At 58.1% G+C, this 11,794-nt stretch carries 13 protein-coding genes; 7 read left to right on the top strand and 6 right to left on the bottom strand.

Annotated features, from left to right (window positions below; all coding sequences use genetic code 11):
• Position 1: 1 nt before the first annotated feature.
• A complete protein-coding gene (locus AC2FNC_RS05765; protein WP_209503658.1) occupies positions 2-172 on the top strand; it encodes a hypothetical protein in 171 nt (56 codons plus the stop codon).
• A 4-nt stretch (positions 173-176) separates the two neighbouring features.
• Positions 177-1,361, top strand: coding sequence for a vWA domain-containing protein (locus AC2FNC_RS05760; protein WP_496714796.1), 1,185 nt, complete (start codon positions 177-179; stop codon positions 1,359-1,361).
• 83 nt (positions 1,362-1,444) lie between these two features.
• Here AC2FNC_RS05760 and AC2FNC_RS05755 read toward each other — a convergent pair whose 3' ends face one another.
• Positions 1,445-3,070, bottom strand: a complete 1,626-nt coding sequence (locus AC2FNC_RS05755) for a winged helix-turn-helix domain-containing tetratricopeptide repeat protein (RefSeq protein ID WP_480553741.1) — start codon at positions 3,068-3,070, stop codon at positions 1,445-1,447.
• Positions 3,071-3,252: 182 nt separating this feature from the next.
• On the opposite strand from AC2FNC_RS05755, the gene AC2FNC_RS05750 reads away from it, so the two are divergent.
• Both AC2FNC_RS05750 and AC2FNC_RS05745 read left to right on the top strand, forming a co-directional pair.
• A complete protein-coding gene (locus AC2FNC_RS05750; RefSeq protein WP_496714795.1) occupies positions 3,253-3,669 on the top strand; it encodes a hypothetical protein in 417 nt (138 codons plus the stop codon).
• 130 nt (positions 3,670-3,799) lie between these two features.
• Positions 3,800-4,486 (top strand): M48 family metallopeptidase, encoded by a 687-nt coding sequence (locus AC2FNC_RS05745; protein WP_480473277.1) that lies wholly within the window; start codon positions 3,800-3,802, stop codon positions 4,484-4,486.
• Positions 4,487-4,557: 71 nt separating this feature from the next.
• Here the strand turns inward: AC2FNC_RS05745 and AC2FNC_RS05740 are convergent, their stop codons facing one another.
• From AC2FNC_RS05740 to AC2FNC_RS05720, 5 genes are read right to left on the bottom strand one after another with little or no spacing between them, the layout of a single operon-like run.
• The gene (locus tag AC2FNC_RS05740; RefSeq protein WP_496714794.1) at positions 4,558-5,100 is read right to left on the bottom strand and encodes an RSP_2648 family PIN domain-containing protein; all 543 of its coding nucleotides are present in this window, start codon (positions 5,098-5,100) and stop codon (positions 4,558-4,560) included.
• Positions 5,097-6,299, bottom strand: a complete 1,203-nt coding sequence (locus AC2FNC_RS05735) for an RSP_2647 family RNA methyltransferase (protein WP_496714793.1) — start codon at positions 6,297-6,299, stop codon at positions 5,097-5,099. The genes AC2FNC_RS05740 and AC2FNC_RS05735 overlap by 4 nt, the downstream gene beginning before the upstream one ends.
• Positions 6,300-6,337: 38 nt before the next feature.
• Positions 6,338-6,610 (bottom strand): hypothetical protein, encoded by a 273-nt coding sequence (locus AC2FNC_RS05730; protein ID WP_480517387.1) that lies wholly within the window; start codon positions 6,608-6,610, stop codon positions 6,338-6,340.
• Positions 6,594-9,389, bottom strand: a complete 2,796-nt coding sequence (gene glnE / locus AC2FNC_RS05725) for a bifunctional [glutamate--ammonia ligase]-adenylyl-L-tyrosine phosphorylase/[glutamate--ammonia-ligase] adenylyltransferase (RefSeq protein ID WP_496714792.1) — start codon at positions 9,387-9,389, stop codon at positions 6,594-6,596. The genes AC2FNC_RS05730 and glnE overlap by 17 nt, the downstream gene beginning before the upstream one ends.
• Positions 9,390-9,438: 49 nt before the next feature.
• A complete protein-coding gene (locus AC2FNC_RS05720) occupies positions 9,439-9,828 on the bottom strand; it encodes a DUF4440 domain-containing protein (protein ID WP_496714791.1) in 390 nt (129 codons plus the stop codon).
• A gap of 142 nt (positions 9,829-9,970) precedes the next feature.
• Here AC2FNC_RS05720 and AC2FNC_RS05715 point away from each other — a divergent pair, with 142 nt between their 5' ends.
• The 3 genes from AC2FNC_RS05715 to AC2FNC_RS05705 all read left to right on the top strand — a co-directional run bounded on the left by AC2FNC_RS05715 (position 9,971) and on the right by AC2FNC_RS05705 (position 11,791).
• A complete protein-coding gene (locus AC2FNC_RS05715; RefSeq protein ID WP_480473289.1) occupies positions 9,971-10,393 on the top strand; it encodes a DUF2852 domain-containing protein in 423 nt (140 codons plus the stop codon).
• A gap of 66 nt (positions 10,394-10,459) precedes the next feature.
• Positions 10,460-10,891, top strand: coding sequence for an RDD family protein (locus tag AC2FNC_RS05710; RefSeq protein ID WP_480473291.1), 432 nt, complete (start codon positions 10,460-10,462; stop codon positions 10,889-10,891).
• Positions 10,892-10,966: 75 nt separating this feature from the next.
• Entirely contained in the window at positions 10,967-11,791 is an 825-nt protein-coding gene (locus tag AC2FNC_RS05705) for an arginyltransferase (RefSeq protein ID WP_496714790.1), read from the top strand.
• Positions 11,792-11,794: the final 3 nt, after the last annotated feature.

Raw genomic sequence — 11,794 nt, 5'->3', positions numbered from 1 at the left:
TATGTTGCTAGTACTGGGAATGGCGATACTGGGTGCAATCCTGGGTGCTTTGACCGCAAAAAAACGCAATGGAAACGGCGCTGACATGGCACAGTATGCCGCCGGATATGGGATCGCTTTTGCGCTTGTGGGGCTGGTGATCTCGCTGGTTCTGCTTCGCATGGTGGCATGACGCAATGTTCCTGCCCTTTTTCAAAAACCTCCGCAAAGCGGGCATCCCGGTATCACTCCGGGAGTATCTGACTTTTCTGGAAGGCATGAAAAAGGGTCTGGTCACCTATGATGTCGAAGCGTTTTATTACCTTGCCCGGGTGTCGATGGTGAAGGACGAGCGCAATATAGACAAATTCGACCGCGCCTTTGCCGCCAGCTTTGAGGGCTTGGGCGAGATCAGTTTCGATCAGGTGTTGGAAGCTGTCGATATCCCTGCCGATTGGCTCGCCAAGATGGCCGAGAAACACCTGTCGGAGGAGGAAAAAGCCGAGATCGAAGCGCTTGGCGGGTTCGACAAGCTGATGGAAACACTGCGCGAACGGCTCAAGGAACAACAGGGCCGTCATCAGGGCGGCAACAAGTGGATCGGCACCGCAGGAACCTCTCCGTTCGGGGCCTATGGGTACAACCCCGAAGGCGTCCGTATCGGTCAGAAAGAAAGCCGTCACCAGCGTGCGGTCAAGGTCTGGGACAAACGGGAATTCAGGAACCTCGACGATACGGTTGAACTGGGCACCCGCAACATCAAGGTCGCCCTGAAACGCCTGCGCCGCTGGGCGCGGGAGGGAGCAGCCGAAGAGCTGGATCTGGACGGCACCATCCGCGCCACGGCCGAGCATGGCTATCTGGATGTCAAAACCCGGCCCGAGCGCCACAACGCCGTCAAAGTACTGTTGTTTCTGGATGTCGGCGGCTCGATGGACCCGCATATCAAGGTGGTTGAAGAGCTGTTTTCCGCTGCAAGAACCGAGTTCAAGCATCTGGAATATTACTACTTTCACAATTGCCTGTATGAAGGGGTCTGGCGGGACAACCGCCGCCGCTGGAACCAACAGACCCCGACCCACGAAGTGCTGCGCACCTATGGGTCCGACTACAAGTGCATCTTTGTCGGCGACGCTTCGATGAGCCCCTATGAGATCGCCTATCCCGGCGGTGCCAATGAACATTGGAATCAGGAAGCTGGTCAGGTCTGGCTGCAACGCGCGCGCGAACAGTGGGCGGCAAACCTGTGGATCAACCCGGTGCCCGAGAAATACTGGGAATATACCCATTCCATCAGCATGATCCGCGACATCTTTGAAGATCGCATGGTGCCCATGACACTGGCTGGTCTTGAAAAGGGAATGCGCGAGCTGACGCGGTAGAGACTGATGGCAGGTTTGAGGCCATAGCGACCAATTTTCCAACTTACGAGCGTCCAGTCTTCGAACTTCTTTGTTTTTTGCACCTAATCCGGCACACCAGCCTTTTTCAAACTCGCCAACCAGATTTTTCGGTTTTCTGGATGATTTTTCGATCCTGCGAACTGTCTCTTCATCGCCGAAATTGAAAGTTTCGGATTAATGCGCATAGCCGCCTCCACGGCCTCATGAGCTTCTTCCGGTCGATCCATTTCGGCAAGGTTTGCGGCGCGCAGTAGATGATGAAACAGACGCCAGGTGTTGCTTGTCGCGACAGTGCCCAGCTGCCTTGCAGTATCCAGCGCCTCTTCGTGGCGTCCAAGATGAAACAGGATATGCCCTTTATAAAAGTACATGTTCTGCAGCATCGGATCGCGCGGACTCAGTTTGATGGCCATTTCAATCTCCGGCAACGCACGGTCCTGCATACGAAACCAATCGAAAGTATGCGCCAGTTCCAAACGGATACGAGCGTCATTGGGATTGAGAGCGACCGCGCGTTCGAGGTTTGCGATGGCAGGATCCGCCTCGCCGGTAAACCGGTAAATATATCCCAATGCCGCGTGGGCCTGCGCTTCCTGACCGTCGAGTTCTATAGCTCGCGTAGCGGCTTCGGTAGCGGATATGAGCGTGTTCTGCGGGGTGTCTGCCCATTGGAAGAAGAAAGTCGTCCCAAGGGCACGAGCCAACAGGCTGTAGGCTGCGGCAAAACCAGGATCAGCCGCAATCGCTTCCCGCGCGTAGCTTGCGGCTTCCTCTTGTGCCTCCTTGGTAAACTCGGATTGACGCACCCGACCGCGAAGGTACAGATCCCACGCTCCCATGTCCTGGGTTGGCTTTCCCTGTGAGCGCGTCGCGTCCGACAGGTATATTTCCGGCAACAATTGCCCGGCGATTGCTTGGCTAATCTCGTCCTGAACCGCAAAGATACCCGTTGTTTGCCGTTCGAAACTCTCTGCCCAAATAGTTTCGCTGGCATCCACATCAATAAGTTCTCCGCTAACCCGCACCCGATCGCCAGCGCGTCGGACGCTGCCCCGGACGATGTAATCGACCCCCAGTTCGCGGGCGATTTCGATCGGGCTCGCCTCGCCACGCGCATAAGAAAACATCGTCGCGCTGGAAACGACGAACAAGTCACGGTTGCGTGACAGGTGAGTGGTCAGATCGTCTGTAAGACCATCGACAAAGTACTGCCCCGCGTTATCACCGCCCAGATTATCAAAACGAACAACAGCCAATGACGGGGTTTCGGTATCTGGCAATCCTTGCCGTTCAAAGGAGACAGAAAAAAAGACAATGGCAAGAGCACACGCCGAAACAATGCTCGCAGCAAGAGCAAGCCGTTTTGAAGGCCTGCCAGATTGCTGTTCCGAAGGCTCGTTTTGAACGACCGGCGCAACGAACTGAAACCCGCGCTTGGGAAGCGTCTTGATGTACTCCGAACTCGCCGCGCTATCGCCCAGTGCTTTTCGTACAGAGCGGATTCGCGTGTTCAGAGCTGCGTCCGTTATGGCCTTTCCGGCCCAGACTTCATCAACTATTTCATCCTTGGTGACGATTCGACTGCGGTTTCTAATCAGTAATTCAAGCAGTTGAAGTGCCTGAGGCTCCAATGCCACCGGATGTCCGCTGCGGCTCAAACCTTTTGCCGGGTCAAGTTCAAAATCCAAAAACCTGTACATAGTTCAACTTACATCCGGCTGTGTTTGTCGCTCAACGGATTTTGCCAATTGTCATCTAAATGTCAGGAAATATCAGCTTTCGATCAAGTGCCGCGGCCGGAATCCTTCTAACTTCCGTATGGCGGGAAATCATCCCGATACGTTTCCCCCATCATGAAAGGAGAAGGAACATGCCACGGTTGAGAACACTGCTCATGGCGGCCGCAATAACCTGTGCCGGCGGCTCGGTCTTCGCGCAAACTGACCTTGAAGCGGCATTGGCCAATGGCGGCAAAAAGCTGAATGCAGAACAGATAGCCGAGTTACTGATCGGAAACAGGGTCACAGCCAGTTCCGGAGAGAAGACGTTCCGTTTCTATTACGACCCGAACAATATCGTCAGTGGCGAATTAACCAACGGCGGTTGGACGGGTACGGGAGCATTTGCGATCACTGATACGGATCAGGTTTGTGTTTCCATGGTAGCAGATGAAGGCCGCTATCGTTGTCTGACGGTCGTTCGCGACGGTGACGTGGTTCAGAAATTCGACGTCAATGGAAAGAAGACTTTCGTCATACTGGAAGTTGAGCCGTCTACAGGTCTTTGATTGCTACATCGCATCCTATAGATCAACAAAGCTGCCGCAGGATCGCAGAATTCTGGCGGTAGCTTTGTCCCAAAAGCGGCCCCTGAATTTTTCGTTTGCCCTAAAAGCCCAGTGCTACCATATCTAGCCCATGCTTCGCCTGACCCCGATCCTGCTGGCCATTGCCTATGGAATTGTGATGTACCGGATTTCCGTCTGGCGCACCCATCGTGAACTGGATGCGAAATCGACGGAACTTGCCGATCCGGCGCTGAAACGCATGACCGACCGGCTGGCGGCGGCGCTCGGGATCGAACGGGTGCCGGTCTATATCTACGAGATCGACCCGGTGAACGGGCTGGCCGCGCCGGACGGGCGGATATTCATCACGCGGGGATTTTACCGCAAGTTCCACAACGGAGAGGTTTCGGCTGAGGAAATGGCCAGTGTAATTGCGCATGAATTGGGGCACGTGGCGCTGGGTCACGCACGGCGGCGGATGATCGATTTTTCAGGGCAGAATGCGATGCGAACGGCGCTGATCATGGTTCTGAACAGGTTCATCCCCTTTGTCGGGGCGATGATTGCCAATGCGTTGACCGCACTGATCGCCTCGCGCCTGTCGCGGCAGGACGAGTATGAGGCGGATGAATACGCAGCAGCTTTGCTGACAAAAGCCGGTATCGGAATCGGCCCGCAGAAATCACTGTTTCACAAGCTGGAAGAGTTGACACAGCAGCGCGCCGGGGTGGTCCCGGCCTGGCTGATGAGCCATCCCAAGACAGATGAACGTGTTGCGGCGTTGGAAAAGCTTGAACAGCGTTGGGCACGCGGGTGATGCCTGTGCTGCGAGAGGCCAGCTTCTCGCGCTCTCCGGGATATTTTTGGCCAGATGAAGCTGGATCCCGCTCAGATGGCGAGCGCTTTGCCCAATCGCGGAAGCCGGGCTTTTTTCATGAGCGCGCGGAGGGTCCATTGTTCGCCTGAGAGGCGATCGGCTTCGGCAAGGACCTGTGTGGCAAGTGTGCTCATGCCTTCTGGGTTTGACTGCCAGAAGCTGTACAACAGGCTGTCGGGATCTTGCCGGTCAAGCCCTTCATCAGTCAAGATATTTCTGGGAAAATCCTTGGCATTTACCGTGACAATCAGATCAGCGGAAGCCGCGATTGCTGTGGCCAGCACGTGGATATCTGCGGCGTCCGGCAGCCACAGACGGTTTTGAAGACCCTCGTTCGCTGGACGTTCGGCATCCGGCCAGGCCGCTTGCACCAGCGCGATTTCAGCACGCGCCTGCGCCTCCCCCGTCGGGCCCAGCTTGCGGGCGGCGCGGGCCCATTCTTCGAGGATGCGGGCGGACCAGATCGGGGTGAAATATCCCAATCGCGCGGCGCCCAACAGCATTTCGCGCATGACCGTGGGATAGAGGACGCAAGTGTCGAGAACAGCCTTCATAGGCGGTAGAACACCGCCTTGAGGTAGCCGCTTTCCGCCAGTTGCGGCAGTTGCGGATGATCCGGCCCAGCAAATCCGGTGTGGATCAGTTGCGCCTTTCGGCCCGCCCGGCCGATCCCGCGGGAGGAGGCATCGCGGAACCGTCCCAGATCGGCGGCATGAGAACACGAGCACAGCCCCAGATAGCCGCCCGGTTTGACCAGAGGTGCGGCAAGCCGTGCGATACGTTCATAGGCGCGCAAACCCGAATCCAGCGCTTGTTTTGATGGGGCAAAGGCAGGTGGGTCACAAATGACCACGTCAAAAACCGCACCCTCGTCCCCCAATTGAGTCAGTACATCGAACGCGTCGCCCTGCCGGGTCTGGAACCTGTCGGCAAGGCCCGAAGCCTCGGCACCTTTGGTGGCCAGTTCCAGCGCGGCCGCAGACCCATCGACGGATAAGGCCCGTCCGGCACCTGCGGCCAGCATCGCCAGACCAAAGCCGCCGACATGACTGAACACGTCCAGCACCTGCGCTCCGGGATGTACCAGCCGTGAGGCAAAGGCTTGGTTGGGGCGTTGATCGTAAAACAGGCCGGTTTTCTGACCTCCGGTCAGGTCGGCCATATACGTGGCACCATTCATTGGCACAGGCAGGGGCGCGTCGGGTGCTGTGCCGTGCAAAGTCAGGTTCTCATCGTCGAGCCCTTCCAGCCCGCGCGTGCGGCCCGAGGCGTTTTTCAGCACCGTCGTCACGCCTGCGACCTTGATTAGCGCTTCGGTGAGCGTATCCAGATGCACCTCGGCCCAGGCCGCGTTGGGCTGGATGACACAGGTATCGCCAAACCTGTCGATGATCACACCGGGAAAGCCATCGGCCTCGGCATGGACCAGACGGTAGAAAGGCGCATCAAACAGACGTTCACGCAGTGCAAGGGCGCGGCTGAGGCGGGTTTCGAACCAAGTATTGTCCAACTGCGCGTTGGTATCACGATCCAGCACCCTGCACATGATTTTTGACTCAGGATTGACCGCCACCAGCGCAAGCGCTGCGGGAGTGTCATCCTCGAGAATCGCCAGAGCGCCTGCGGGGATCTTGCGCGTACGGCGGTCGGTGACGATGTCATTTGCATAGACCCAAGGGAAGCCATGGCGCAGGCCGCGCGCGTTGGCTTTGGGTTTCAGGCGGATACGGGGGCGGTCGGCAGATTGGGTCATGGTGCCCTCTTAGTCGCGAATGTGCCGATGGAAAAGACCTAGCGGCTTCGCGAACGCCAGCCACCGCGCCGTTTCGGGGTTTGGGCCGCCTGAAGGCCCTCGGACAGAACCTGAGTCATGGGATGATCCGGGCTGTGCAGCGCGTATGCCGCATGCAACTCGGTCAGCGCCGTGTTCTGGTCACGCTCTTCGGGCAGGCTGAGCGCCCAGTCCAGAAATATGCTGCGGCATTCCGGCAGGGTGATGCCTTCGATGCGATAAGCTTCCTGGATCAGACCTTTGTGGTCATTGGGATCAGTGCTGCGTGCCATCTTCGCCCTCTTGGATCACGCTGCCGATCAGGTCGGCCGCAGTTGTGTAACTCTCCTGCAATGCCCGTTGCAGTGCATCGACCTGTTCAAACCCGGTGGCACGGCACAGGAAATCCACACCTCCTTCACCGATCTGCTCCGCCTCGATGACTTTGCCCGATAGAAGCCGGGCCGCACATTGCACCGACCAGCATAGGCTGTAGCAGTCTTTCAGGGATTGCGCCTGCGCGACATCCAGCAACCCGGCAGCGACGGCTCCATCGAGGCCCGAGGACACATCGCGTGCCGTAGTCCCTGCCAGCAAGGCACCGGTTTCGGCCATCAGTTCGATGTCCATCAGGCGGCCGGGCCCGTTTTTGGCATCCCAAATCCCGGCAGGTGCCTTGGCTGCGGCCAGGCGCGTTCGCATCTCGGCGACTTCGCGCAAGACATTGTCCCGCTCGCGTGGGCGCGACAGAAACCCGGCGCGGAACGCTTCGATATCATTTGCCAAACCGGCATCACCCGCAACGACATGAGCACGGGTCAGGGCCAGATGTTCCCACACCCAGGCCTCGTTCTGCTGATAATTGGTAAAGCTGGCCCAACTGGTGGCGACCGGCCCCTGATTGCCGGACGGGCGCAGGCGCATGTCAACTTCATACAGCCGCCCCTGTGACATCGGAGCTGAAAGTGCTGTGATCAGCGCCTGCGTGAACCGCGCATAATAGGTGCGCGTGGCCAGAGGGCGCGGACCATCGGACATGTCCTGATCCTGCGGGTCATAGATCACAATCATGTCCAGATCGGATTGCGAATTGATCCGTCCTGCGCCCAGCGACCCCATGCCCAACACCGCCGCTCCGCGCCCCGGTGCGGGCCCGTGTTTGCGGGCGAAATTTTCGGCAACATATGGCAGGATGGCGGCAATCACCGATTGTGCAAGCTCTGCATATTGCCGGCCTGCCTGTGCCCCGTCGATCAGACCGCGCAAGTGGTGGACACCGACCCGGAAATGCCATTCCTTACACCAGCGCCGCGCAAGGTCGAGCCGGGTTTCATAGTCAGGCTCTTCCGCCAGCGCACGGGCCAGTTCGATTTGCAAAGCCTTCTGCCCCGGCCAATCGGCAAAGAAACTGCCGCCGATCACCGCATCGAAAACCAAGGCATTGTGCGACAGATGCGAGGCCAGAGCATGAGACGTGCCAACGATATCGACCAGTAGGTCAATCAGTTGCGGATTGGCCTCGAACAATGAAAACAGCTGCACCCCGGCAGGAAGGCCTGACAGAAACCCGTCCAGCGCCATCAACGCCTCGTCCGGTTTGGCGGTCTTGGCAAGACGCGACAGCAGCTCGGGCCGCAACCGTTCGAATATCCGCGACCCGCGCTGGGACCTTAAGGCCGGATAGGTCGTCCACCGGGCCAGAACACTCTGGTCAAACTCCACATCCTGCGCCGCCACAGGTGCAGGACCGGGCCCGGGCGCAAAAAAACCTTCGGTCAGTTCGTGTACTTCCGTCAGGCGGTTTTTCAGGTCCTGTTTCAGTTCGTCGCTGCCGATCCCCATCAGACAGGCGATGCGTTCGATGCCTTCCGGTGATTTCGGCACCTTATGCGTCTGTGCATCATGAACCATCTGAATGCGGTGTTCGACTTCGCGATGCGCCCGATAATGATCGGTCAGTTTGTCCGCGACATCCTGCGGCACCCAGCCTTTTGACGCCAACGCCGCCAACCCCGGGACCGTTCCGCGCACCCGTAAATCCGGATCGCGGCCACCTGCGATCAACTGACGGGTCTGGGTGAAGAACTCGATCTCGCGAATACCGCCCTGCCCCAGCTTCATGTCGTGGCCGGGGATCGACAAGGCCCCGCCCGTACCCTTGTTTTCGCGAATTCGAAGACGCATATCATGCGCGTCCTGAATGGCGGCAAAATCCAGATGGCGACGCCAGACAAAAGGGCGCAATGTGTCCAGAAACCGCTGCCCCGCGGCCAAGTCTCCGGCGCAGGGGCGGGCCTTAATATATGCTGCGCGCTCCCACGTGCGGCCAAGGCTTTCGTAGTACCGTTCAGCGGCCTCCATCGCCATGCAGACCGGTGTTACGGCGGGATCAGGTCTCAGCCTCAGATCTGTACGGAAAACATAGCCATCGGCAGTCTTGTCGCTAAGCGTCGCGCAGAAGTTCCGCGTTGCCCGCACCATACCCTGCCGGGCCTCGTAGAAGTCGTCGGGGTCAAACCGTGTCTCATCAAACAGCACAATCAGATCGATATCCGAGCTGTAGTTCAGCTCATGCGCGCCCATCTTGCCCATGGCCAGAATGACCATCCCGGCGGCAGTTTCGATATCGTCCTCGGTCATACCCGGCAGTTTGTTGCGCCGGATCAACGTCGCAATCTCGGCCTTGGCCGCAACATCTGCGGCCAGTGCCCCGTAATCGGTCAGTGCCGCGGTGACTTTCTCAAGCGGCCAGGCACCTGCGATGTCGGCAAGCGCGGTCAACAGCGCCACACGCCGCTTGGCCTGCCGCAAGCCGGATTTCAGCTGATCCGGCGGCAGCTCACGCGCATCCGCCATGACTTCAGTCAGCGCCTGGTCCGGGCGCACTAAGGCATCAGGCAACCATTCCCTTTCATGCTCTATCAGGCCTTTAAGATATGGGCTGGACCCGGCCGCCCCCGCCACCAGCTCTCCCATCTCCTGCGACAGATCAGGTATCAGAGCGCGGGCTTCATCGCCCAGGGACGGATCAAACGCACGCGGAAGGCGGGTAATGGCAAGAGCGTCAGTCATGCGCGCACCCTGCGCATTACGGGACGTAATCGTCAATGGGGCATTCTGATCAGGTTTCCTGAACCGGCGTGTCCTGACTGAAGCTGTTGACCCAAACGTCGTTTCTTCGTTCCCACAAAGATGAAATCAGCATCGCCTCGCGCCGATCTGCACCCGGGCGCAGGTAATCGGCACGGTAGGACAGCAAGACGATATCCGGTGTCAGAACGCGTAACCGAGCGTCACTCAGATCAAACTCGGCCATCGTTGGCGCATCTGCAAATTGCCCGACGTGATCGTCCCGATTGGCAAATCCTGTGGGATAAACGCCCAGAAAATCCGCGCTCAGCAAGGCGCGGTCGGCGCTTGCATCACCATCAACCAGCGCCACCCAGACCTGCGTTTCCAGTTCAAGAATGTCCTTTAGTGCAGGGGCAGCTTTGTTGTCCGTCTTATCCATACCCGGACCCTGCGAGCCAGATCCTGAAACGTCAACCGGATTGCATAATGTAAATCTTTTTCACATTACCCCTTGCACCCGTCCAAACGGTACCCCATCTATGCAATGTGAATAGAGTTTACATCAACCCTGGAGAGCTCAAATGACCGCATTGTCCGACCCCGCCGTCCCCGCGAATCCGGGATGGCTTTACCGAACCGAAGCTTGGCTGGATGACAAAGGCAAAGGGGCCTGGATCGCCGCCATGGTTCTTGGTTTCATCTTCTTCTGGCCCGTTGGCCTTGCCCTGCTGGCCTATATGATCTGGAGCAAACGCATGTTCAGCAAATCCTGCAACCGCCGCAAATCCTGGCACAGCCACATGAGTGCAATGAAGCCCTCAGGCAACAGCGCCTTTGACGCCTACAAAGCAGATACCCTGGCCCGCCTGGAACGCGAACAACAGGATTTCGAAGCCTTCTTGCGCCGCCTGCGTGACGCCAAGGACAAAGCCGAATTCGATCAATTCATGGATGAACGCGCCCGCGAAAGCCATGACGAAGACGGCAAGGGCGAGCCCGCCTGATTGACCTTGCCCTGCCCCGGTGTTTCGGGACAGGGTACCCCTACCCCAGTTTTTCGGACCTATCGAATGAACCATCTGCCCGACCCGGACACCCAACCTGATTTCTATCGTTCGGTGACAACCAAACGCTTCGTTGCCTGGCTGTTCGATATCGCCTTCATTTCGCTGCTTTGCACGGTGGCAATCCTTTTAACCGCCTTTCTGGGTCTGTTTTTTCTGGCCCTGATCTACGCGGTTGTTAGCTTCGTCTACCGGGTAGTGACAATCGCCAACGGCTCAGCCACGCTGGGAATGCGCTTTATGGGGATCGAGCTGCGCGATGCGTTCGGAGAACGAATGGATCTGGGCAAGGCGCTTGCCCACACAGCTGGTTATTTCGTCAGCATGGCCTTTCCCGTGGTCCAGATCATCTCGGTCATCATGATGATGACCAGCGCCCGTGGCCAGGGTCTGACCGACAGTTTTCTGGGCACCGTCATGATCAATCAACGGGCCTGACGCAAGGTTGCGTGAAACACTTGGCGGTCTCGGGAACGGTTGCTATCATCCCTCCCGAGGCTGGATGGGGATTTCATGCGACATACGCTGCCAATTGCGCCACAATTCTATGTCACGGCACCGCAGCCCTGCCCTTATCTTGGCGGCAGGATGGAACGTAAACTGTTCACCGCCCTGCAAGGCGAAGGGGCTGAACAGCTGAACAATTCCCTGTCTCAACAAGGATTTCGCCGGTCTCAGAATGTACTCTACCGGCCTTCGTGCACGGATTGCGCAGCCTGCCTGTCGGCCCGGATCGATGTTTCAGCCTTCCGTCCGACCAAAAGCCAGAAACGCACGGCAAAGCGGAACGGGTATCTGGAACGCCGCGCAACCTCGCCATGGGCCACGGATGAGCAATACGAGCTGTTTCGCCGCTATCTTGACACCCGTCACGCCGATGGTGGCATGGCTGACATGGACGTTTTCGAATTCGCCGCGATGATCGAGGAAACACCGATCCGCAGCCGCGTTGTGGAATATGCCGATCCTGAAACGGGCGAGTTGATCGCCGTCAGCCTGACCGATGTGCTCGATGACGGGCTAAGCATGGTCTATTCCTTCTACGACCCGGAACAGCCGCAGAACTCACTCGGCACCTACATGATCCTCAACCATATCGACATCGCACGTGAGGCGGGCCTGCCCTATATCTATCTGGGGTACTGGGTCCCCGGCAGTCCCAAGATGGGCTACAAAGCCAAGTTTTCTGGGCTTGAGGCGTATATTCAGGGGGGGTGGCAAAAGATCAGTGATCCGGATGCTTATTCCGGCACATCGCATCACCCCTTGTCGGCGCCGCCAATCGCCGAACAGGTCGCCAATATCCAGCTCCCTGACCGGCATCCGACCAAAGGCTGACCG

The organism is Ruegeria sp. BHSA123, from assembly GCF_059613425.1.
Note: the sequence above shows the minus strand (reverse complement) of the source record. Positions and strands in the feature narration are given on the sequence as shown.

Coding starts and splice junctions, on each gene's coding strand:
- AC2FNC_RS05720 (WP_496714791.1), bottom strand. CDS start 9,828: ATGGATAAGACGGACAACAAAGCTGCCCCTGCACTAAAGGACATTCTT.
- AC2FNC_RS05710 (WP_480473291.1), top strand. CDS start 10,460: ATGAACCATCTGCCCGACCCGGACACCCAACCTGATTTCTATCGTTCG.
- AC2FNC_RS05760 (WP_496714796.1), top strand. CDS start 177: ATGTTCCTGCCCTTTTTCAAAAACCTCCGCAAAGCGGGCATCCCGGTA.
- AC2FNC_RS05730 (WP_480517387.1), bottom strand. CDS start 6,610: ATGGCACGCAGCACTGATCCCAATGACCACAAAGGTCTGATCCAGGAA.
- AC2FNC_RS05705 (WP_496714790.1), top strand. CDS start 10,967: ATGCGACATACGCTGCCAATTGCGCCACAATTCTATGTCACGGCACCG.
- AC2FNC_RS05740 (WP_496714794.1), bottom strand. CDS start 5,100: ATGAAGGCTGTTCTCGACACTTGCGTCCTCTATCCCACGGTCATGCGC.
- AC2FNC_RS05715 (WP_480473289.1), top strand. CDS start 9,971: ATGACCGCATTGTCCGACCCCGCCGTCCCCGCGAATCCGGGATGGCTT.
- AC2FNC_RS05745 (WP_480473277.1), top strand. CDS start 3,800: ATGCTTCGCCTGACCCCGATCCTGCTGGCCATTGCCTATGGAATTGTG.
- AC2FNC_RS05750 (WP_496714795.1), top strand. CDS start 3,253: ATGCCACGGTTGAGAACACTGCTCATGGCGGCCGCAATAACCTGTGCC.
- AC2FNC_RS05735 (WP_496714793.1), bottom strand. CDS start 6,299: ATGACCCAATCTGCCGACCGCCCCCGTATCCGCCTGAAACCCAAAGCC.
- glnE (WP_496714792.1), bottom strand. CDS start 9,389: ATGACTGACGCTCTTGCCATTACCCGCCTTCCGCGTGCGTTTGATCCG.
- AC2FNC_RS05765 (WP_209503658.1), top strand. CDS start 2: ATGTTGCTAGTACTGGGAATGGCGATACTGGGTGCAATCCTGGGTGCT.